This window comes from Arthrobacter alkaliphilus (genome assembly GCF_021483235.1).
GTDB classification, from domain to species: domain Bacteria; phylum Actinomycetota; class Actinomycetes; order Actinomycetales; family Micrococcaceae; genus Arthrobacter; species Arthrobacter alkaliphilus.
Genome location: NZ_JAKEEC010000005.1, coordinates 95,658 through 115,777, shown reverse-complemented (window position 1 = coordinate 115,777; position 20,120 = coordinate 95,658). Strand labels below are relative to the sequence as shown.

Below are 20,120 nucleotides of genomic sequence, written 5' to 3'. Positions count from 1 at the left end.
GAATGTAACCTGCTCCGGCGCCATGTGCGTGGCGGATCACTGCTGCTGGTCCGATTGGCGGTCCCGCCAGTTGCTTTCGACGGGCCACACAGAGACCTGCTCGCGCAACGTGATGGCTGAACGGGGCAGCTCGACGGCGGGCAGTTGCGGGGAGTCCGAGAGCACCCACGTGTCCTTGGACCCACCGCCTTGGGAAGAATTCACGATCAGCGAGCCTTCCTTCAGTGCCACGCGGGTCAGCCCGCCGGGCAGCACCCAGACGTCGTCGCCGTCGTTCACCGCGAACGGGCGCAAGTCCACGTGCCGGGGCCCGAAGCGGTCCCCCGACAGCGTGGGCACCGTGGAAAGCTGCAGTACCGGCTGTGCGATCCAGCCGCGCGGGTCCGCCAGCACCCGCTTCCGCAAAGCATCGAGTTCTTCCCGTGAAGCATCCGGACCGATCACCAGGCCCTTGCCTCCGGAACCGTCCACCGGCTTGACCACGAGTTCCTCGAGGCGGTCGAGGACCTGCTCACGGGCTTCCTTCTCCTCGAGCCTGAAGGTCTCTACGTTGGCGATCACCGGCTCTTCGTGCAGGTAGTACCTGATCAGGTCGGGCACGTAGGAATAGACCAGTTTGTCATCGGCGACGCCGTTGCCCACCGCATTCGCGATCGTCACCCCGCCTGCCCTGGCCGCGTTCACCAGTCCGGGACAGCCGAGCATGGAATCGGAGCGGAACTGCAGCGGATCCAGGAAATCGTCATCAATCCGCTTGTAGATCACATCCACGCGCTGCTCGCCGGCCGTGGTGCGCATGTACACCCGGTTTCCGCGGCAGATGAGGTCCCTGCCTTCGACCAGTTCAACACCCATCAACCCGGCAAGGAGGGTGTGCTCGAAGTAGGCGCTATTGAATACACCGGGGGTCAAGACCACCACCGTGGGGTCATCCACCCCGGAAGGCGCGGTCTTCCGCAATGCCGAAAGCAGGCGGCGCGGGTATTCCTCGACCGGGCGGATGTGCTGCTGCCCGAACGCCTCCGGCAAACCTTTCGCCATCGCCCGCCGGTTCTCCAACACATAAGACACCCCGGAAGGCACCCGGACGTTGTCCTCCAAGACCCTGAACGTGCCACCCGCGTCGCGGATCACGTCGATGCCGGACACGTGTACCCGCACGCCGCCGGCCGGTTCGAAGCCGTGCACCGCACGGTGGAAGTGTGCACTCGTCGTCACCAATGCCCGCGGCACGACGCCGTCGGCGACCACCGCCATCCGTCCGTAGACATCGTCCAGGAAAGCCTCCAGGGCACGGACGCGTTGCTTGACGCCGCGCTCAAGGACATCCCATTCGTCGGCAGGAATGACCCTCGGCACGATATCCAAAGGGAAGGGCCTCTCCTCCCCCGCGTAATCGAAGGTGACGCCCCGGTCCAGGAAGGTCCGTGCCATCGACTCCGCGCGGGCGCTCACGTCCGCGAGCGACAGCTCCCGGAGGGCGCCGTCCACTTGGCCGTAGGATTTCCGGGCAACGGTGCCCGGGGCGAACATTTCGTCGTAGGCGCCGGAACGGGCGGCGACCTCGGAGTAATCCCGGAATAGCTCTGACATGGGATTCAGACAATCACCTTTTCGATTACGAACGCATTTCGCGTTCTGCGTGTTGCGACACCAAGCGTGAACCCGGTTCGCATTTCAGCACCTGCTTGTATCAAGGTTGACGAATGCACCCCAATCGTTTTCCGGCTCCCGTCTCCCGACTGGGAGCCGGACTTGTCATGGCAGTGGCCGCCACTGGACTCGCCTTCATTGTTCATGCCTTGCTTCCCCCCATCCCTGCCATGACAGCTGCTGTAGCGCTGGGTTTGTTAGCTGCAAATATACCGGGGACGGCGGGATGGGCTGCCGGACGCGCCCGCCCGGGCCTCGACTTCGCCGGCAAGCACCTCATGCGGGCGGGCATTGTGCTGTTGGGCTTGAAGGTCAGCGTTGTCGATGTCCTCGACCTTGGCTGGTTTGCGCTCGTCCTGATTGCCGCCGTCGTGCTCCTCAGTTTCGGGGGCACGTACGGGCTCGCGCGGCTGGTCAAGGTTCCGCGCGATGGCGCCCTCCTGATAGCAACCGGCTTCTCGATCTGCGGCGCCTCGGCGATCGGAGCGATGGCCGCGGTGCGCCGCATCAAACACCAGGACACCGTCCTGCCGGTTGCCCTCGTGACCCTTTGCGGCACGCTCGCGATCGGCGTCCTGCCCCTGCTCATGCACCCCCTGGGCCTGAGCCCGGAACAATTCGGAGCATGGACGGGCGCCTCGGTGCACGACGTCGGACAGGTAGTCGCGACTGCCCAGACGGCCGGTCCTGCGGCGCTGGCGCTCGCCGTCATCGTGAAACTTGCGAGGGTGGTTTTGCTGGCGCCCATCGTTGCCGGAGCGGGCCTTGCGCAGCGCTGGTCGATGCGCCGGAAGTCGCGCAACGGAACCCTGGCGAACGACGACGGCGGCAAGTTTCCGCCGATCGTTCCGCTCTTCGTGCTCGGGTTCATCGCGATGGTGGCCGTCCGGTCCTTGGGTTGGGCGGGCCCTGGCGTCCTGGAGGCGGCGGGCGGACTCCAGGACATCCTGCTCGCCTCGGCCCTGTTCGGGCTGGGTTCGGCCGTCCGCGTCCGCACGCTGTTGCTCACGGGTGGCCGCGCGGCGCTCGTTGCGCTTGGCTCCTGGTTCCTGATCGCCATGTTGGGCCTGGGCGCCGTCAGCCTCATGATTAGATAGCTTGGTGTCGAATCACAACCTGGCGCGCGCCGAAGCCGCCACTCGCTCAGCCCTGGTCAGAACCCACAGGTACGCCGTATCCCTTGACATCCGCGACGCCGCAGATGCCGGCGTGCCGGGGTACACAAGCCGAAGTGTCATTGACTTCTCGGCCGAGCCCGGTTCTTCCACGTTCCTGGATTTCATCCACGGCGGTGTGCACAGCGTCGTCCTCAATGGACAGAGCGTCGACGTGGCCGAGGTAGTGGACGGCGACAGGATCCACCTCGGCAACCTCCAGGCCGAAAACCAGGTCATGGTGACCGGAACCGCCCTTTACAGCCGGTCAGGCGAGGGCATGCACCGCTTCGTCGATCCCGCCGACGGACAGTGCTACCTGTACACGCAATACGAACCGGCCGACGCCCGCCGCGTGTTTGCGAATTTCGAACAGCCGGACCTGAAGGCGGAATTCACCTTCCAGGTCATCGCGCCTTCCGCCTGGCAGGTCGCTTCGAACGGCGCCGAGGTTGCCCGGACGCAGCTCACGGACGATCCGGCCGCAAGCCAGTGGGATTTTGCCACCACCAAGCGGATGTCCACCTACATCACCACCGTCCTCGCCGGACCGTATTTCCGCGCCGAGGACCACTGGAGCACAACGCTCGACGACGGGACCAGCCTTGAGGTTCCGCTGGCCCTTTACTGCCGCGCATCCATGCAGGAGTCTTTCGACGCCGCGGAGCTTTTCCGGCTGACGAAGAACGGCTTGGACTTCTTCAACGATCTGTTCGACTATCCCTACCCGTGGGGCAAGTACGATCAGGCGTTCGTTCCCGAGTACAACCTCGGTGCGATGGAGAATCCGGGACTCGTCACCTTCACGGAGAAGTACGTCTTCACCTCGCGGGCCACGGATGCCCAATACCAGGCCCGGGCCAATACGCTCATGCACGAGATGGCACACATGTGGTTCGGAGACCTCGTGACCATGACGTGGTGGGACGACCTCTGGCTCAAGGAATCCTTCGCCGACTACATGGGCACCCTCGGCGTCGACAAGGCGACCGATTGGGACAGTGCGTGGGTGGATTTCGCGAACAAGCGCAAGTCCTGGGCCTACATGCAGGACCAGTTGCCCACAACCCATCCCATCGTGGCCGACATTCCGGACCTGGAAGCCGCCAAGCAGAACTTCGACGGCATCACCTATGCCAAGGGCGCATCGGTGCTCAAGCAATTAGTGGCCTACGTCGGCTTCGAGGCGTTCATTGCCGGCTCGCGCCGCTATTTCAAGGATCACGGGTACGGTAACACGTCCTTGGCGGACCTCCTCGAAGCGCTCAGCGCAGCATCAGGCCGGGATCTCGGCACGTGGGCCCGGCAGTGGCTGCAGACTTCAGGCATCTCCACCATCGAAGCCGGGATCTCCAGTACCGACGGCGCGATGTCGGCGGTCACTCTCCGCCAGGATTCCGTGGACCCGCTTACCGGCAAGCAAGAGCACCGCCCACATCGGCTCAGGATCGGCCTCTACGACTTTGACGGCAGCGGCCAGTTGCTCCGCACGGAGGGCCTCGAACTCGATCTCGACGGCGCCGAGGCCACCGTGCACGAACTCGTGGGAAGGCCCCGCCCGGCCCTCCTTCTCGTCAACGACGACGACCTCAGCTACGCGAAGGTCCGCCTGGATTCCGGGTCCGAGGCAACGGTACGTTCCTCCCTTGACCGCCTCGGCGATCCGATGGCGCGGGCGTTGTGCTGGACAGCCCTGTGGGATTCGGCACGCGACGCCGTTACCCCCGCGGCGCAGTACGTCGCCGCCGTCGAAAGCTTCGCGGCTGCCGAGTCAGGAATCGGGGTCCTTCTCAACGTTCTGGGCAACGCCGTGACCGCCGTCGAACGTTACGTCCCGGCTCCGCAGCGGAACGAGGTCCGGGAGCGCCTGATGGCCGCCAGCGCCATGCAGCTTCGGGCCTCCGAGCCGGGTTCGGACCAGCAACTCGCGTGGACCAGGACCCTGGCGGACTTGTCATGCCACGATGCCGGCTACGTCGAATTCCTCCGCGGCATCCTCTCCGGGAGCGTGAAAGTGGACGGGCTGACGGTGGATGCGGATCTCCGGTGGACCCTGTGGCAGGCGTTGGCAGCCAACGGAGCGGCCACGCTCACCGAATTGGATGCCGAACTCGCCATCGACCGCACCGCCTCCGGACGCGAAGGCCATGCACGGGCCGCGGCTGCCCGTCCCGAAGCCGCGGTCAAAGAAGCGGCGTGGAACGCTGCTGTCAACGACACCAGGCTCTCCAACGAGATCCTCAGCGCGACCATCGCGGGATTCTCGCTAGCCCCGTCCGGGCTCCTGGACCCCTTCACGGAGCGATACTTCGACTGTTTGGAGAACGTCTGGCAGGCCAGGAGCATCGAGATCGCAAGCCGGATTGTGCGCGGCCTGTTCCCCTCGGCGCAGGACCTGCCCGCGGGCATGGCGCCCGCCGATCATCCGGTGCTTCGGCGTACGGACGATTGGCTGAGCGCCCACACGGATGCTCCACGGGCTCTGCGTCGCATCGTCATTGAACAGCGGAGCCATCTGTTCCGGGCCCTGACGGCCCAAGCGGCAGGCTTCCAGGCGGAGTAGCTAGGGAGCCCGGTGCAGCCAAGTGGCCACGCGAGATTGCGCTCCGGGGTTGACGGGCTGGCGTTTGAACCGGGGAAATCTCCAGCACCGTCTTTAGATTGAAAGCCCGGCGCTCCGCATGGGCTCTTGTTGAGGACGGTCACCATGAAGATCCCTCGCCCCGTGCTTGCCGTCGCGGCGCTGGGCACCAGCCTTTTACTCGGAGGATGCTTCGGCGGACAGCCCGCCGCTCCGCCGCCAGCAACAACCAAGCCCGCCACTGGCGCATCGACACCAGCGCCGACGGCCCCAGCCACCGTCCCGCCGACCACGCTCGAGCCGACGGCGGTTCCACCTCCTGCGCCGGCCCCGCAACCCACGGTCCCTCCTGCCGTCGTCCAGCCGTCTCCGGCACCGCCGGCCGTCGTCCCGCCTCCGGCACCGGCGCCACCGCGCATGGTCCCACCGCCGCCGCGGCACCCCAACGGCGGCGATCGCGACGGCGACGATAACGGCGGACCGGATGACGGCGATGGAAACCGGTAGCGCACTGCTTCGCGACAGAGTAGCTAAGGAACCCGGTGCAGCCATTCTTCGGTGCCGAACTTTGACTGCACCCGCTCCCGGGCTGTTGCCAATTCCTCGTCGGTGATGCGGGACTCTGTGGCACCGTAGCGTTCGGTGAACACCGCCTGCATGGCGTCGATGATTTCCGTCCGGGCCAGGCCGGTCTGCCGCCTGAGGGGATCGACCCGTTTCTTGGCGCTGCGCGTGCCTTTGTCGGAAAGCTTTTCCTTTCCGATGCGCAACACCTCAACCATCTTGTCGGCGTCGATGTCGTAGCTCATGGTGACGTGGTGCAACATGCCGCCGTTGGCAAGGCGCTTTTGCGCCGCACCTCCGATCTTGCCTTGATCGGTGGCGATGTCATTGAGCGGGACGTAGAAGGCGGTAATGCCCAGTTTTTCCAGGGCGGCCATGACCCACGCGTCCAGGAACGCGTAGGAATCGGCGAAGCTGATCCCATCTACGAGGCTCTGCGGCACATAAAGGGAATAAGTGATGCAGTTGCCCGATTCCATGAACATGGCTCCCCCGCCGCTGATGCGGCGGACCACTGTGATGCCGTGGCGCGCCACGCCGTCGGGATCGACTTCATTGCGGAAGGACTGGAAGCTGCCGATCACCACGGACGGCTCCTCCCAGTCCCAAAAACGCAGGGTGGGGTTGCGGAGGCCCGCGCCGACGCGTTCGGTGAGGACCTCGTCCAGGGCTACGTTAAGGCGGGTGGGAAGGACGGACGGCGGGATGACCTCCCACTGGTGGTCCGCCCACCCGCTGGCCTTGGAGAGCGCCCTGCGGACAGCGACGGCGACGGCGTCGGCAGAGAAGCCGAACAGGACGGCGCCGGGAGGCAGCGCGGCGGAGACGGCCGCGGAAATCTCTCCCGGCGTCGAACCTTCCGGAAGGCCCGTGAGCGCCCGGTTGATGTCCAACAGGGCCTCGTCCGGTTCCAGGAAAAAGTCGCCGCTGAGCGAGACCTGCGCGAACCGCCCATCGACCACCTCGAGGTCCACCACCACGAGCTTCCCGCCGGGAACCTTGTATTCACCGTGGAGCCGGGGTTCGTTCTGCTCGGAAAGCGCGCTGGAAGTCATGGCGTCCATCCTGCCCGAAAACGCAAAAGCCCGCAGCTGCCGAGGATTCGGCGGGTGCGGGCTTTTGGTGAAGCTTGGAGGTGAAGTTGGTTACTTCTTGCCGCCGAAGCCCTTGAAGCGAGCGTTGAAGCGCTCGACGCGGCCTGCAGAGTCCATGATGCGCTGCTTGCCCGTGTAGAACGGGTGGGACTCGGAGGAGATTTCGACGTCGATGACCGGGTAGGTGTTGCCGTCTTCCCACTCGATGGTCTTGGAAGAGGACACAGTGGACTTGGTCAGGAACTTGACGCCGGAAGCCAGGTCGTTGAAGACAACAGCTTCGTACTTCGGGTGGATATCAGACTTCATAATGGGACCTTTGTTCGCGCAGCTGGATTTTGCCAGCTGCCAGGTATGAATGGATTCGGACCGCGCATTGAAAACAAATTCCCCGTGCCGGGCCAACAATCAATCATAGCGGAAACCGCACCCTGCGACGAACAACGTCGACACAGCCCAATGCATACTCAGCCGTGGCCGAGCGTGCTTCACTTTTTAAGCGACATATCGGGCAATCAGGCGGGGTACCAAAACGACCGCCACGATGGGACGAGGAACCACTGCCATGGAACTGAAGGTCAACATCCAAGTGTCTGTCGACGGCGTCTATCAGTCCAACGGCGGACGCCATCCCGACTTCGACCCGGGCATGGACAGAGGCGGCTGGGCCAGGCCGCTGTTCGACGACGAGTCGCAGGCCTACGTCAGCGACTACTACCAGCGCGCCGACGCGTTCCTGTTCGGCCGACGCACCTACGAGATGTTCGCCTGGTCCTGGGGAACCGGCACCTGGGGCTCCGACCATGGCGACAACCCGATCTCCGCAGCCTTGAACACCAAGTCGAAATACGTTGCATCCACCACCCTCACCGACCCGTCCTGGGCGAACACAACCGTGCTCTCCGGGAACCTTGCCAGCGTGATACGTGACCTCAAGGCCCAGCCTGGCGGCGAACTGCAGGTTCATGGCAGCGGCGCACTCACCCGCTGGCTGCTTGCAAGCGGCCTTGTCGACGAGCTCACCCTGCTCGTGTGCCCCGTGATCGTAGGCCAAGGCGAGCGGCTGTTCCCGGAACAAGGCCCCGATCTAGCGCTCGAACTGACGGCGACGCGGGCCTTCCCGAAGGGAATCATCCTGCAGACATACCGGCCCGCCGGACTCCCCCGTTACGCGTCCGACCCCACCAAATGAGAATGGGGACCGCGCCGTTCACGACCTCGTCGCGTAGAAGGCACCCGCCGACGAAGCGAAAGCAAGCGTTCTGGCTAGCTTGTTTCCCTGTAGTCATGGTGGACCTCGTTCCGCAGGGACGTTGCCTCGTGTGAGCGGAGTTCTGCTCTCAGCTTCCGTGTCTTCTGGATCTGTATTTCGTTGAGGATCAGGGGAATGAGCACAAAGAGCGGGAAGACGAGCCGCCCGAAGACCGGGAGGTCTTCGAGAAAGATCGCCCAAAAAACCGCGAAGAGGAATACGGCGCTGTACACGTACCGGAAGGCAAGCATGTTCCTCCTTGTGCGTTATGCGCAGTCGCGGGCTGGCATGGATTAAGCAGACAAAAGTGATGATCGTCTCTCACTTTATGTCTCCGGCGCCGAGGGATACATCATCCTGGAGGACTAGATTGTGCGCAGATCTGGTTTTGTCCGGTCCAGCTGTAGCACCCGGTCATTAATACAGAACAATAACCCCCGACATCAAGGGAGCTTCCGCCTACCGCGTCGCGTAGAAAGCAACCGCGGATGACGCCGCGACATTCAGCGAATCCACGCCGTTCATCATCGGAATCGTTACGCGCGCGTCAAGCACCTGGTCGGTCTCCGGCCTCAGCCCCTCGCCTTCAGTTCCGAAGACCAGCGCCAGGTTCGGATGGTCCTGGGCGACCAGCTCATCGAGTGTAATCGCCCCTTCGCCGAGCGACATGCCAGCCACCAAGTAGCCTGCTTCCTTGAGGACCTCAAGGTCCCCAGGCCACGATTCGATCCGCGTCCAAGGAACCTGGAACACGGTCCCCATCGACACCCGGATGGAACGTCGATAGAGCGGGTCGGCGCACTGTGGCGAGACCAGGACAGCGTCAACACCGATTGCTGCGGCGCTGCGGAAAATCGCACCTACGTTTGTATGATCGGTCAGGTCTTCCAGGATCGCGATCCTCGACCGGTGCGGAGCGCCTTTCGATCGTGAAGAATCGTCCTCCAGCCCAGCCACGCGCTGTGCCCCGGCCAGAAGGTCCCCGAGCGGAAGCGGTGCGGGGCGATGCATTGCCGCCATGGCGCCGCGGTGCAGGTGGAATCCGGTGATTTCCTCGAGCAGGGACGCCGTGCCGATGTAGGCCGGCACCTCAGGGAACTGTTGGAAGACATCGTCGAGGTCTGCCAACCACTTTTCCGCAAGGAAGAAGGAGCGGGGGCGGTGCCCGGCCGCGAGGGCCCGCCGCAGGACCCGCGACGACTCGGCAATATACATGCCTTCCTCGGGCTCGCGGAGCTTGCGGAGGTGGACATCCGTCAGTTGTGTGTAGTCGGCAACGCGGGGATCGTCGGCGGACTCAAGGTAGTGGAAGGTCACGGGTTCCTATTTCAGCAGGTTGGCGATCATGAAGCCCAGTGCCACGAGCCCGAGGGCGAAAATCACGATCCGCAGGGCGAGGGGCTTCAGGCGGCGGCCTACTTTGGAACCCACCAGGCCGCCGATCAAGGAACTGACCGCAATGACTGCCACCACCGGCCATTCGATCCGCCCGAACGCAATCAAGAGGTAGGAGCACGCGGCCACCACGTTGACGGCCAGCACCAGGATGTTCTTCATCGCGTTGGCGTTCTGGATGGTCCCGGTCATGAAGACACCCAGAATGCCGACGAGCAGGATGCCTTGGGCTGCCACAAAGTAGCCGCCATACACCCCGGCGAGGTACACCAAGACCACCAGGATGACCGTGTGCCGCTTGTCATGGATGGCATGCTCCGGGTTGCCTTCCCGGTCCTGGACCCACCGCTGGAGCCTGGGTTGGAAAAGCACCATGAGCAGCGCGACGACGATCAGGATGGGAGCGGCGTAGTAGAAGACCTTCTCGGGGAGGTGCAGCAGCAGCCACGCGCCCGTGATGCCGCCAAGGACCGACGCCGGCAAAAGCCTAAGCAGTTGCCGGCCACGGCCCCTCAGTTCGTGCCGGTAGCCCCAGGCCCCGGTGACGTTTCCTGCCACGAGGCCCATGGCATTGCTGATGGAGGCCGTAACAGGTGCGTAGCCGAGTGCGATGAGGACCGGGAACGTGACGAGCGTGCCCGAGCCGACCACGCTGTTGATGGTCCCCGCCCACAAGCCCGCTAAGAAGACCAGGATGCCGCTGAGTATCTCCACTGTTTCTGGCAGCGGCGCTTAGCGGCGTGCGGTGGCCGTGTAGCGGCCGGAGTTTTCCGTCACGTCCAGGGGCAGGCCGAAAGTGTCGCTGAGGTGCTCCTCGGTGAGGACCTCCTCAATGGGGCCCGACGCCACCACGCCGCCGTCGCGCAGCAGCATGGCGTGGGTGAATCCCGGCGGGACTTCTTCGAGGTGGTGGGTCACAAGGACCATGGCGGGAGCGTCTTCGTCACGGGCAAGTTCGCCGAGTTTATGGACGAGCTCTTCGCGTCCACCGAGGTCAAGGCCCGCGGCCGGCTCGTCGAGCAGGAGGAGCTCCGGGTCCGTCATGAGGGCGCGGGCGATCTGCACGCGCTTGCGCTCGCCTTCGGAAAGCGAGGCAAAAGAACGGTTCAACAAGGGGCCCATCCCCCATTCGTTGAGGAGGCCGAAGGCGCGCCGCTCGTCGTCGCGCTCGTATCCCTCGCGCCAGCGGCCCGTCACGCCGTAGGCAGCGGTGACCACGACGTTAAGCACGTTCTCATGCTCAGGGATCTGGGTGGCCAGGGCCGCGGAGGATAGGCCGATGCGCGGGCGGAGTTCGAAGACGTCCACGCGGCCGAGCGTCTCATCAAGGATCCCGGCTTTCCCGCTGGTGGGGTGCATGCGGGCGGCCGCAATCTGGAGCAACGTGGTCTTCCCGGCACCGTTGGGACCGAGGATGACCCAACGTTCGCCTTCATTGACCTGCCAGTCAACCTTGTCCAACAGGGTCTTGGTGCCTCGGACAACGCTGACGGAAGCCAATTCAAGAACATCACTCATAGGAGTAGACACTAGGACAAAAACAGGGGCGATAGATAACTGGAACTTCGGTCACATGCTTTGTGCGACGACGTGGATGAAACACCGGTTCGGGCGGCGGTTCGCCCCTCGCTAAGATTGCAGCCATGAGTTCGAACTTGACTGCGGTCAGCTATGGCGTGAATTTGTCCCTTTCGGAGCTTGAACACCTGCGCGAGGTGCTGTCCGAATCGGGGGCTTCGTTGACGTCAGAGTCGCGTTCGGGCGACGAGCGCTTCGGGGTCTACACCATGGGCCTGGCCGTTGACGGAGCCACCGTCGCCGACCTGTCGGGCATCCGGCGCAGCGTCGCCGAGGCCGCCGCACCGGGCATGGACACCGCGATCGTCGCCGACGCGTTGCGCAACGCTTCGCGCAAGCTGCTGATCATGGATGTGGACTCCACGCTGATCCAGCAGGAAGTAATCGAACTCCTTGCCGCGCACGCCGGAAAGCGCGAGGAAGTGGCTGCCGTGACCGAGGCCGCGATGCGGGGCGAACTGGATTTCGCGCAAAGCCTTCACGCCCGGGTGGCGGTCCTCGCGGGGCTGCCGGCCGCCGTCGTCGATGCCGTCCGCGCCGAGGTGCGGTTGAGCGAGGGCGCGGCGGAACTCGTTGCCGCCTTCAAGGCGGCCGGACATGCGGTGGCCGTTGTTTCCGGCGGCTTCAACCAGATCCTGCAACCCATCGCCGAGGAACTCGGGCTGGACTACTGGATCGCGAATGAACTCGAAATCGTTGACGGGCTCCTCACGGGCAGGGTCCTTGGCGACGTCATCGACCGCGCGGCCAAGGAGAAGTACCTCCGCGAATGGGCGGCCGCCGAGGGAATCGACCTTGAGCACACCATCGCAGTGGGCGACGGCGCGAACGACCTCGACATGCTCGGAGCCGCCGGCATCGGCGTCGCCTTCAACGCCAAGCCTGCCGTCCGTGCCGTTGCCGACGCCGCCATCAACATGCCGTACCTCGACGCCGTCCGGCACATCGCCGGCGTCTAGCCCGGCGCCGTGCGCCACCAAAAAGCGGCCCGGGACTGCCGTTCAGGCAGTCGCGGGCCGCTTTTTGTTTCCTCCGGGAGCTAGGCGCCCTTGCCGAAGTAGTCGGCACCACCGACGTATTCGGTGTGGCCGCTTTCGACGTCGGCCGTTGCCATCTTGGCCACCTCGGCGCCGAACTCCTGCACCGAGTACAGCTTGCCTGCCTCGGCGCGGCGGGCCTCGATGGCGCCCGGGTTGGAGCGGTCCAGGAGGGTGGCCGTCACAGTGCCTTCGATCATGTCGCCGGAAACCACCACCAGTGAGATGCCCTTCTCGGCGAGGCTCGGGAGGAGCTCACGCAAGGCGTCCTCCCCGGCGCGCTTGCTGCGTGCAACCGGCTCATACTCCGGCATGGTCGGAACGGTCGAGATGAAGTGTGCCTGGTGGCTGGTGACGAAGACAACGCGGGAGCCTTCGCGCATGAGCGGGACCGCGGCGTTGAGCATGTTGACCTGGGCGTCGCGGTTCAGCTTGAGGGCGTAGTCCTCTTCCATGCCGGACTCCATGCCGCCGGAAGCATTCAAGACTAGGACGTCCAAGGATCCGAAGTTTTCCATGGCGGCGCTGGCCAGCGCCTGGACGCCTTCCTGGGTGGTCAGGTCGGCGCCAACGGCGACGGCGCGCCCTCCCGCCGCTTCAATCTCGCTCACGACCTTATTGGCGCGTGGCGCCTTCTGGCGGTAGTTGACGACGACGGCGGCCCCCTCGCCTGCCAGGATCTTGGCTACCTCGGCGCCGATGCCACGCGAAGATCCGGTGACGATCGCCGTCTTGTTGTCCAGCAGTCCCATTCATGCTCCTTCATTCAAAACGTCTGCATTCAAACGTCCAACTTGTCCATAACGTCCAAGTTCCATTGGTCCCGAGTCAATCATGCCAGCGGGATTCCCGATTCCGTCTGTGGGGTCCCCACAAAGAACCGGGCTCCGGCGTTTGCTAGTGGCCCATACCCAGGCCGCCATCCACGGGGATGACAGCACCGGAAATGTATGCGGCTTCGTCGCTGGCAACCCAGCGGACCACGTTGGCCACCTCGGATGCTTCGGCAAAACGGCCAGCCGGAACACTCGCCAAGTAGGCCTTCTGGGTGTCTTCGGGAAGTTCTGCCGTCATATCCGTGTTGATGAAACCCGGTGCCACCACGTTCGCCGTGATGCCCCGGCTGCCAAGTTCCCTGGTGAGGGAACGTGCGATGCCTACCATGCCCGCCTTCGAGGCCGAGTAGTTGATCTGGCCCGGGGCGCCGTAAAGGCCCGACACGGAAGAGATCAGCACAACCCTGCCCTTGCGCAGCCGGATCATGCCCTTGGAGGCGCGCTTGATGACCCGGAAGGCACCCGTGAGGTTGGTGTCGATGACAGAAGTGAAGTCCTCCTCGCTCATGCGCAAAAGGAGCGTGTCCTTGGTGATTCCGGCATTGGCTACCAGAACCTCGACAGGTCCATGGGCAGCCTCGACTTCCTTGAACGCTGCGTCGAGGGACGCTTCGTCAGTCACATCGGCCTTGACGCCAAGGATGCCTTCGGGGAGGGGGGTTTCGCTGCGGTACGTCACGGCAACCTTGTCGCCATTGGCGAGGAATGCCTCTGCGATCGCCAGGCCGATGCCGCGGTTTCCGCCCGTGATGAGGACACTGCGGGCGGTTGATACTGCTTCAGACATGCTGCTCTCCAGGGTTCCGCGACAGGACTGTGCCGCTTGAAAGTGGGTGATTTCCTGGATCGATCTTAGCCGCCGCGGACCCGCGGCCGCGGGTAGCTCCGCCCGGCGCGGTTTGGGCGGCCCGTCCGAGGGTGAGAGAATTAAGGGAAGCCGTTGGAGCGTGATGAATCAGCCGTGACAAGAGACAGCAGTCCCCTGCGGGCGCCCGGGGACCCGGACGCCGTTTCAGGTGACCCCGTGGTACACAGCATTACCGACGCCGCCGCCGCCCACTCGGACGACATGCGCGATCGAATGGTCAAGTACGCCTTGGCCATGGGTATCCGTTTGGTGTGCCTCATCCTCATTTTCGTCGTCGACGGCTGGTTCAAGATCATCGCTGTAGCGGGGGCCGTGTTCCTGCCCTGGATTGCCGTAGTGATCGCCAATGGCAGCGACAAGGCCGAAGTCCACAGCGACGCGTTGCTGGACCATGTCCCGGCCGCCGAGCTGGAAGCGTCGCGGGCTGACGAACGGGAAGCGGACGCGGATCCGGCAGTATTCGAAGGCGAAATCGTCGACGACGACGCAGAGTCCGGCGGCGATGAAACACGCGGCGCAGACCCCGGCAGCAACAAGCACGCACCGCACCGCGGGGAAGAACAGGCGGCTTCATGAATATCTTCACGATGGGCGGCCTTGGGCTGGAGAAGAAAGAGGATGCGGGCCGGGGCGTCGCGACTCCGGCCGTCTGCTCGCGCAAGGCGTGCCGCGCCGAGGCAACGTGGCAGCTCTTATGGAACAATCCACGCATCCACACCCCCGACCGCCGCAAAGTGTGGCTGTCCTGCGCGGTACACCGGGAATGGCTGGAGGACTACTTGCAGACCCGCGGGCTTTGGAAAGAGACCCAGCCGTTCCCTATGACCGTTGACCCAGGCGAGGCCCACTGAATGTACCGCTTCCTCTTTTCCAGCAAGTGGCTGGGCTATTTCGTCTTGGCCTTGATCTTTGCCGCCGGCTGCGTCTTGCTGGGCCGCTGGCAAATGGACCGCAGGGCCGAGACGTTGGCGGAAATCAACCGCGTTGTCTCGAACTACTCGGCTACCCCCCTTCCTTTCTCCGCCGCCAAGGCCCAATTCCAGTCCTTGGATCCCGAAAAAGAATGGGCACAAGTCGAGCTCCACGGAAGCTATGACCTTGCGGGCCAACGCGTGGTCCGCAACCGCCCCCTCAACGGCCAGCCCGGGTACGAAGTCGTGGTTCCGTTCCGGTTGTCGAGCGGTGAAGCCGTAGTCATCGACCGTGGCTGGTTGCCTATCGGAAACAAGACGCCCGGGCATCCGGACAGCATCCCGGCCCCGCCGGCCGGCGAGGTCACCGTCGTCGCGCGCTTGAAGGCCTCGGAGCCGAAACTGGACCGGGGCGCCGTGGACGGCCAACTGGCATCGATCGACCTCCCCTCGTACGCCTCCGAGCTTGGCTACCCCATCATGACCGGGGCCTACGGACAGCTCGCCACGGAATCGCCCGCCGTCCCGGTGATGCCGGCTCCGTTCGCCAAACCGGCCACGGACGAAGGCACCCACCTCTCGTACTCCTTGCAGTGGTTCGCCTTCGGCGTGCTGATGTTCGTCGGTTTCGGCTACGCGGCCAGGCAACAGGCCCGCAATGCGCAGATTGATGCCGAGGACGAGGAAGAAGAGATCAGCGCGACGCCTCGGCCCAAGTCACCCGCGCCACGGAAATCAAAGCGGCGGACGGCCGAAGAAGAGGAAGACGCGATCCTGGATGCACAAGGCTACTGACATGCTCCCGGCCCCCGTGCTGAATGTGAAGTCGGCCCTGACCGCGGCCGGCGCCCAAGACACAGTGCGCACCTTCGATGACCGTGTGCCTACCGCCGCAGCAGCAGCTTCCTTGCTGGGTTGCGACATTGCGGCCATCGCGAACAGCCTGGTCTTCGAACTTGACGGCACTCCCCTGTTGATCCTCGCAAGCGGGGCCGCCGAGGTGGACACCGCCTTGGTAGCCGATTCCCTCGGAACAGCCAAGATCCGCCGGGCCAGCCCGGACTTTGTCTTGGAGCACACCGGCCAGGCAGTGGGCGGCGTCGCTCCACTTGGACACCCGCGGCCCATACGGACGATCCTCGACATATCGCTCCAGGATCATCCTGTGCTCTGGGCGGGCGCGGGCGACCATAACTCGATGTTCTCCATCAGCTACAGCGAACTCCAACGGATCACGGCCGCCCAGCCCCTCAAAGTCCGCTGAACCCGCAGTCCGGCGGGGCTATTGGTCCGACAGGGACCATTGATCCATCATGGCCTGGGGCTAGGCTGGTGGTCATGGCTGAATACACCTACGTCACGTACATCGAAGGAACAGCGGACCAGATTTGGACGGCACTGACGGACGCAGTCCAAAGTGCTGAATACTGGGGCCACGCCAATGTCTCGGATTGGAAGCCCGGTTCACGGTGGGAACACCAGCGCACGGACGGCTCCGGAACCGCGGACGTGGTGGGAACCATCCTCGAAGCGACACCCCCGGCGCGCCTGGTGAACACGTGGGAGGATCCTTCAGTTCCCGCGGTCGTAAAGCCGGACGTGGTCACGTTCACCATTGAGTCACACGATGGCATCGCCAGGCTTACCGTCCACCACCGCAACATCGCCGACGACGAGCAATTGGCGATAGCGGGCCGCGGATGGTCGGCGGTCCTGTCCAATCTGAAAAGCTACATCGAACTGGGCCGCCCGCTTGCCTCCGTACCGTGGGAGATGCCCTGAGGCTCAGCCTTAAGCGAGGGTGATGAGGTCCAGGTAGTCTTCGTTCCAGTGGTCTTCGACGCCGTCCGGAAGCAGGACAACCCGTTCCGGGTTCAGTGCCTGAACGGCGCCTTCATCGTGGCTGACGAGCACGACGGCGCCGGAATAGTTTCGCAACGCGCCCAGGATCTCTGCGCGGCTGGCGGGGTCGAGGTTGTTGGTGGGTTCGTCCAGGAGCAGCACGTTGGCGCTCGAGGCCACGATCGTCGCGAGGGCAAGTCGCGTCTTCTCACCACCGGAAAGCACACCTGCCGGCTTGTCGACGTCGTCACCCGAGAACAGGAAGGAACCGAGGATCCCCCGGACCTCCGCGTCCTTCATGTCCGGAGCGGATGAACGCATGTTCTCCAGCACGGTACGGTCGTGGTCCAGGGTCTCGTGTTCCTGCGCGTAGTAGCCCACTTTGAGCCCGTGCCCCGCGACGATGCCGCCGGTGTCCGGCTTATCCACCCCGGCGAGCATCCGCAGGAGGGTGGTCTTGCCGGCACCGTTGAGTCCCAGGATGACCACCTTGGAACCACGATCGATTGCCAGGCCCACGTCGGTGAAAATTTCCAGTGAGCCGTACGATTTGCTCAAGCCCTCGGCGGTGAGCGGCGTCTTGCCGCACGGAGCAGGGTCCGGGAAGCGCAACGCTGCCACGCGGTCATTCTCACGGACTGCCTCGAGGCCGCCCAGGAGCCGTTCGGCACGCTTGGCCATGTTCTGCGCCGCTACGGCCTTGGTCGCCTTGGCACGCATCTTGTTGGCCTGATCCATGAGGACCTGGGCCTTCTTCTCGGCATTGGCGCGTTCGCGCTTACGGGCGCGCTCGTCGGTTTCACGCTGTTGCAGGTAGCGCTTCCAACCCATGTTGTAGAAGTCGATCTGCGCCCGGTTGGCGTCCAGGTGGTAGACCTTGTTCACCGTGGCTTCGAGGAGCTCCACATCGTGGCTGATCACAATCAGCCCGCCCTGGTGGCCCTTGAGGAAGTCGCGGAGCCACGCGATGGAGTCCGCGTCGAGGTGGTTGGTGGGTTCGTCCAGGAGGAGGGTTTCAGCGTCCGAGTAAAGGATCCTGGCCAGTTCCACACGGCGGCGCTGGCCACCGGAGAGGGTTTTGAGCGGCTGGTTCAGGAGACGCTCGGGAAGTGCCAGGTTGGAGGAAATAGCCGCGGCTTCCGCCTCGGCCGCATAGCCGCCGCCTGCGAGGAACTCCGCTTCCAAACGGTCGTAGCGGTTCATGGCCTTCCGCTGGACGGTGGCGTCTTCGCTGGACATGTCGGATTGTGCCTGCCGGAGTTTGCCCACCACGACGTCGAGGCCGCGGGCGGAAAGAATCCGGTCGCGTGCCAACTGTTCCATGTCCGGGGTCCGCGGATCCTGGGGCAGGTAACCGATCTCACCACTGCGGGTAACCTTGCCCGCAGCCGGCAGTCCCTCACCGGCGAGGACGCGGGTGAGGGTGGTTTTCCCGGCACCGTTCCGGCCCACCAGGCCGATTTTGTCCCCCTTGTCCACGCGGAAGCTCACCTGGTCCATGAGCAGGCGGGCGCCGGCGCGCAGTTCGAGTTCCTGGACGGTAATCAATTCGGGGGATGCCTTTCAATGGGGAACACCCGCAGCACCCGGAGTCAAGGCGCGGCTGAAGTGGAGGGGCCGAGTAAACGGCCTTGACGATTCTACCGCCCACGGAATGGAACACTGGCCAGCGCCAACCCCGGGAGAGGACGGCCCAGAAATAGTAAGTACCCTTGCTACTACTTTCGGCGCATGGTTAGGTGAAGGTAGGACGATCGCGAAGGAGGCTCTCGATGAGCAGCACTACAGGATCCGATGGCAAACACGTCAGGACCGACGTCGGCCAGGACGAAGCCCCTTACACCGCCGAACCACGACGGGAAAGGGCGGACAATGCACCTGTATCCGACCGTGGATACACAGACAATGCACCTGTATCCGACCGTGGCTACGCAGACAACCGCTACGTCGACGAGACGAGCACCTACCCCGTGGTTCCGGCCGCATCAGACCCAAGCGCCGCCACCCGCGAGACGGTCATCGCCCGTGAGAAGGAACAATTCGGCGGAATCAAGATCGGCTCGGCCTTCTTCGGCTGGCTCACCGCCACTGGGATGGCCGTGCTGCTGGTCGCCCTCCTTGCCGCGGCGGGGATCGCTGTCGGACTCGCCAATAATGCGAACGTCAGTGATGCAGTGAACCTTGCGTCATCGCAGACCGTCGGCATCGCGGGGATCATCGCGCTCCTCGTCATCCTGTTCCTTTCCTACTATTGCGGCGGATACGTTGCCGGACGCATGGCCCGGTTCAACGGCGTCAGGCAAGGGCTCATGGTCTGGTTTTGGGCGGTTATCGTCTCCGTGCTGGTGGCTTTGTTGGGCTTGCTCGCCGGACCGCGGTTCAACATCCTCGCCAACGTGAACAGCTTCCCAAGGATTCCGGTCAATGAGGGGCAGCTAAGCACCACCGGGATCATCGCCGCCGTCGTGGTGGCAGTGGTGACCCTCGCCGCCGCGGCACTCGGCGGCCTGGTCGGCATGCATTACCACCGCCAGGTAGACCGCGCAGGCTTCACCCCGCCGGCAGAGGACGTCGAGGAATAGCCAAGGCTGCAAGGGGGCTACTCTTTGTACCTTGGGCCCAAGGCCTTGTTCCACGGCTCGTGGACACCCTACAAAATGCTGTGCCAGGCCGCTCTGTAGTGTCGGTTCCAGGGGATTCCCTCTGCCCCCCGGACCAGACAGGACACACCATGAGCAGCACCGAAACCGCATCATCGCGACAAACCCCGAACCGGGCACGCTGGACGTCAACGGACATTGGCCTCATCGCGGTATTCGCGGCCCTCGTGGCAGCCTCAACGCAGATTCCGGGGATCCCGGTCGGCGCCCTCGGCGTGCCGATCACGCTGCAGACCCTCGCCGTCATCCTCACCGGCCTCGTGCTCGGCGGCGGCCGGGCCTTTGCCGCCGTCGGGCTCTACACCCTTCTCGGCTTCGCGGGACTGCCGATCTTCAGCGGTGGCCGGAGCGGACTCGGTATCCTGGCAACGCCGTCGGCCGGCTACATCATCGCCTTCCCCTTGGCGGCGGCCGCCAGCGGCTGGTTGGCCGCGATCGTGATCCGCAGGACCGTCAAGTACCGCGCCCTTTTCCTGTTTGCCGCAGCGATGGCCAGTACCATCGTCATCATCCACGGCCTCGGAGTGCTTGGCTTCATGGTCAACGCCAAGTTCGACTTCACCAAGGCCTTCCTGGCCGACCTGCCCTACTACCCCGGGGACACCATCAAGAACGTCCTCGCGGCGATCATCGCCGTCTCGCTCCACAAGGCCTTCCCGGACATCCTGGTCCGCCGCGTCAAGTAGGGCGGAACA

General features: G+C 64.3%; 22 protein-coding genes. 12 read left to right on the top strand and 10 right to left on the bottom strand.

What is annotated here, in order from left to right:
* Positions 1–36: 36 nt before the first annotated feature.
* Complete coding sequence (locus L0B83_RS05995; RefSeq protein WP_234757495.1) at positions 37–1,593, bottom strand: circularly permuted type 2 ATP-grasp protein; 1,557 nt, start codon at positions 1,591–1,593, stop codon at positions 37–39.
* A gap of 113 nt (positions 1,594–1,706) precedes the next feature.
* Here L0B83_RS05995 and L0B83_RS05990 point away from each other — a divergent pair, with 113 nt between their 5' ends.
* The 3 genes from L0B83_RS05990 to L0B83_RS05980 all read left to right on the top strand — a co-directional run bounded on the left by L0B83_RS05990 (position 1,707) and on the right by L0B83_RS05980 (position 5,895).
* Positions 1,707–2,750 carry a YeiH family protein gene (locus tag L0B83_RS05990; protein WP_234757494.1) on the top strand — a complete coding sequence of 348 codons (1,044 nt, stop codon included), beginning with the start codon at positions 1,707–1,709 and terminating at the stop codon, positions 2,748–2,750.
* 4 nt (positions 2,751–2,754) lie between these two features.
* A complete protein-coding gene (gene pepN / locus L0B83_RS05985) occupies positions 2,755–5,370 on the top strand; it encodes an aminopeptidase N (RefSeq protein ID WP_234757493.1) in 2,616 nt (871 codons plus the stop codon).
* A gap of 144 nt (positions 5,371–5,514) precedes the next feature.
* Positions 5,515–5,895 (top strand): hypothetical protein, encoded by a 381-nt coding sequence (locus L0B83_RS05980; protein ID WP_234757492.1) that lies wholly within the window; start codon positions 5,515–5,517, stop codon positions 5,893–5,895.
* A 23-nt stretch (positions 5,896–5,918) separates the two neighbouring features.
* Here the strand turns inward: L0B83_RS05980 and lplAB are convergent, their stop codons facing one another.
* Both lplAB and L0B83_RS05970 read right to left on the bottom strand, forming a co-directional pair.
* Positions 5,919–7,016, bottom strand: coding sequence for a lipoate-protein ligase LplAB (gene lplAB / locus L0B83_RS05975; protein WP_372461158.1), 1,098 nt, complete (start codon positions 7,014–7,016; stop codon positions 5,919–5,921).
* A gap of 81 nt (positions 7,017–7,097) precedes the next feature.
* On the bottom strand, positions 7,098–7,355 hold the full coding sequence (locus L0B83_RS05970; protein ID WP_009358283.1) for a type B 50S ribosomal protein L31: 258 nt from the start codon (positions 7,353–7,355) through the stop codon (positions 7,098–7,100).
* A 256-nt stretch (positions 7,356–7,611) separates the two neighbouring features.
* Between L0B83_RS05970 and L0B83_RS05965 the strand changes: the two genes are divergently transcribed.
* Positions 7,612–8,238 (top strand): dihydrofolate reductase family protein, encoded by a 627-nt coding sequence (locus tag L0B83_RS05965; protein ID WP_234757490.1) that lies wholly within the window; start codon positions 7,612–7,614, stop codon positions 8,236–8,238.
* 74 nt (positions 8,239–8,312) lie between these two features.
* Here the strand turns inward: L0B83_RS05965 and L0B83_RS05960 are convergent, their stop codons facing one another.
* From L0B83_RS05960 to L0B83_RS05945, 4 genes are all read right to left on the bottom strand, one after another.
* On the bottom strand, positions 8,313–8,549 hold the full coding sequence (locus tag L0B83_RS05960) for a hypothetical protein (protein ID WP_234757489.1): 237 nt from the start codon (positions 8,547–8,549) through the stop codon (positions 8,313–8,315).
* A 208-nt stretch (positions 8,550–8,757) separates the two neighbouring features.
* A complete protein-coding gene (locus L0B83_RS05955) occupies positions 8,758–9,615 on the bottom strand; it encodes a TrmH family RNA methyltransferase (RefSeq protein ID WP_234757488.1) in 858 nt (285 codons plus the stop codon).
* A gap of 6 nt (positions 9,616–9,621) precedes the next feature.
* On the bottom strand, positions 9,622–10,407 hold the full coding sequence (locus L0B83_RS05950) for a sulfite exporter TauE/SafE family protein (protein WP_234757487.1): 786 nt from the start codon (positions 10,405–10,407) through the stop codon (positions 9,622–9,624).
* Between the two features lie 18 nt (positions 10,408–10,425).
* On the bottom strand, positions 10,426–11,211 hold the full coding sequence (locus tag L0B83_RS05945) for an ABC transporter ATP-binding protein (RefSeq protein WP_234757486.1): 786 nt from the start codon (positions 11,209–11,211) through the stop codon (positions 10,426–10,428).
* A 125-nt stretch (positions 11,212–11,336) separates the two neighbouring features.
* Between L0B83_RS05945 and serB the strand changes: the two genes are divergently transcribed.
* Positions 11,337–12,230: a phosphoserine phosphatase SerB gene (gene serB, locus L0B83_RS05940; RefSeq protein ID WP_234757485.1), complete on the top strand. Its 894-nt coding sequence runs from the start codon at positions 11,337–11,339 to the stop codon at positions 12,228–12,230.
* An 80-nt stretch (positions 12,231–12,310) separates the two neighbouring features.
* Here the strand turns inward: serB and L0B83_RS05935 are convergent, their stop codons facing one another.
* Together L0B83_RS05935 and L0B83_RS05930 are read right to left on the bottom strand one after the other, a co-directional pair.
* The gene (locus L0B83_RS05935) at positions 12,311–13,060 is read right to left on the bottom strand and encodes an SDR family oxidoreductase (RefSeq protein WP_234757484.1); all 750 of its coding nucleotides are present in this window, start codon (positions 13,058–13,060) and stop codon (positions 12,311–12,313) included.
* Positions 13,061–13,205: 145 nt separating this feature from the next.
* Positions 13,206–13,931, bottom strand: a complete 726-nt coding sequence (locus L0B83_RS05930; protein ID WP_234757483.1) for a beta-ketoacyl-ACP reductase — start codon at positions 13,929–13,931, stop codon at positions 13,206–13,208.
* A gap of 153 nt (positions 13,932–14,084) precedes the next feature.
* Between L0B83_RS05930 and L0B83_RS05925 the strand changes: the two genes are divergently transcribed.
* The 5 genes from L0B83_RS05925 to L0B83_RS05905 all read left to right on the top strand — a co-directional run bounded on the left by L0B83_RS05925 (position 14,085) and on the right by L0B83_RS05905 (position 16,705).
* A complete protein-coding gene (locus tag L0B83_RS05925) occupies positions 14,085–14,588 on the top strand; it encodes a DUF3099 domain-containing protein (protein ID WP_234757482.1) in 504 nt (167 codons plus the stop codon).
* Positions 14,585–14,863: a hypothetical protein gene (locus L0B83_RS05920; RefSeq protein ID WP_234757481.1), complete on the top strand. Its 279-nt coding sequence runs from the start codon at positions 14,585–14,587 to the stop codon at positions 14,861–14,863. Before L0B83_RS05925 ends, L0B83_RS05920 begins: the two co-directional genes overlap by 4 nt.
* Complete coding sequence (locus tag L0B83_RS05915) at positions 14,864–15,718, top strand: SURF1 family cytochrome oxidase biogenesis protein (protein ID WP_234757480.1); 855 nt, start codon at positions 14,864–14,866, stop codon at positions 15,716–15,718.
* Positions 15,702–16,187 (top strand): YbaK/EbsC family protein, encoded by a 486-nt coding sequence (locus L0B83_RS05910; protein ID WP_234757479.1) that lies wholly within the window; start codon positions 15,702–15,704, stop codon positions 16,185–16,187. The genes L0B83_RS05915 and L0B83_RS05910 overlap by 17 nt, the downstream gene beginning before the upstream one ends.
* Positions 16,188–16,261: 74 nt before the next feature.
* Positions 16,262–16,705 (top strand): SRPBCC domain-containing protein, encoded by a 444-nt coding sequence (locus tag L0B83_RS05905; protein WP_234757478.1) that lies wholly within the window; start codon positions 16,262–16,264, stop codon positions 16,703–16,705.
* Positions 16,706–16,714: 9 nt separating this feature from the next.
* Here the strand turns inward: L0B83_RS05905 and L0B83_RS05900 are convergent, their stop codons facing one another.
* Positions 16,715–18,313, bottom strand: a complete 1,599-nt coding sequence (locus tag L0B83_RS05900; protein ID WP_234757477.1) for an ABC-F family ATP-binding cassette domain-containing protein — start codon at positions 18,311–18,313, stop codon at positions 16,715–16,717.
* Positions 18,314–18,537: 224 nt separating this feature from the next.
* Between L0B83_RS05900 and L0B83_RS05895 the strand changes: the two genes are divergently transcribed.
* Positions 18,538–19,347 (top strand): hypothetical protein, encoded by an 810-nt coding sequence (locus tag L0B83_RS05895; RefSeq protein ID WP_234757476.1) that lies wholly within the window; start codon positions 18,538–18,540, stop codon positions 19,345–19,347.
* Between the two features lie 149 nt (positions 19,348–19,496).
* Positions 19,497–20,111, top strand: coding sequence for a biotin transporter BioY (locus L0B83_RS05890; RefSeq protein WP_234757475.1), 615 nt, complete (start codon positions 19,497–19,499; stop codon positions 20,109–20,111).
* Positions 20,112–20,120 lie beyond the last annotated feature (9 nt).

Excerpts from the sequence above, each read along its gene's own strand:
- lplAB (WP_372461158.1), bottom strand. The coding sequence starts at position 7,016 with ATGGACGCCATGACTTCCAGCGCGCTTTCCGAGCAGAACGAACCCCGG.
- L0B83_RS05905 (WP_234757478.1), top strand. The coding sequence starts at position 16,262 with ATGGCTGAATACACCTACGTCACGTACATCGAAGGAACAGCGGACCAG.
- L0B83_RS05895 (WP_234757476.1), top strand. The coding sequence starts at position 18,538 with ATGAGCAGCACTACAGGATCCGATGGCAAACACGTCAGGACCGACGTC.
- L0B83_RS05980 (WP_234757492.1), top strand. The coding sequence starts at position 5,515 with ATGAAGATCCCTCGCCCCGTGCTTGCCGTCGCGGCGCTGGGCACCAGC.
- L0B83_RS05930 (WP_234757483.1), bottom strand. The coding sequence starts at position 13,931 with ATGTCTGAAGCAGTATCAACCGCCCGCAGTGTCCTCATCACGGGCGGA.
- L0B83_RS05910 (WP_234757479.1), top strand. The coding sequence starts at position 15,702 with ATGCACAAGGCTACTGACATGCTCCCGGCCCCCGTGCTGAATGTGAAG.
- L0B83_RS05945 (WP_234757486.1), bottom strand. The coding sequence starts at position 11,211 with ATGAGTGATGTTCTTGAATTGGCTTCCGTCAGCGTTGTCCGAGGCACC.
- L0B83_RS05935 (WP_234757484.1), bottom strand. The coding sequence starts at position 13,060 with ATGGGACTGCTGGACAACAAGACGGCGATCGTCACCGGATCTTCGCGT.
- L0B83_RS05920 (WP_234757481.1), top strand. The coding sequence starts at position 14,585 with ATGAATATCTTCACGATGGGCGGCCTTGGGCTGGAGAAGAAAGAGGAT.
- L0B83_RS05990 (WP_234757494.1), top strand. The coding sequence starts at position 1,707 with ATGCACCCCAATCGTTTTCCGGCTCCCGTCTCCCGACTGGGAGCCGGA.
- L0B83_RS05915 (WP_234757480.1), top strand. The coding sequence starts at position 14,864 with ATGTACCGCTTCCTCTTTTCCAGCAAGTGGCTGGGCTATTTCGTCTTG.
- L0B83_RS05890 (WP_234757475.1), top strand. The coding sequence starts at position 19,497 with ATGAGCAGCACCGAAACCGCATCATCGCGACAAACCCCGAACCGGGCA.
- L0B83_RS05965 (WP_234757490.1), top strand. The coding sequence starts at position 7,612 with ATGGAACTGAAGGTCAACATCCAAGTGTCTGTCGACGGCGTCTATCAG.
- L0B83_RS05995 (WP_234757495.1), bottom strand. The coding sequence starts at position 1,593 with ATGTCAGAGCTATTCCGGGATTACTCCGAGGTCGCCGCCCGTTCCGGC.
- serB (WP_234757485.1), top strand. The coding sequence starts at position 11,337 with ATGAGTTCGAACTTGACTGCGGTCAGCTATGGCGTGAATTTGTCCCTT.
- L0B83_RS05970 (WP_009358283.1), bottom strand. The coding sequence starts at position 7,355 with ATGAAGTCTGATATCCACCCGAAGTACGAAGCTGTTGTCTTCAACGAC.
- L0B83_RS05960 (WP_234757489.1), bottom strand. The coding sequence starts at position 8,549 with ATGCTTGCCTTCCGGTACGTGTACAGCGCCGTATTCCTCTTCGCGGTT.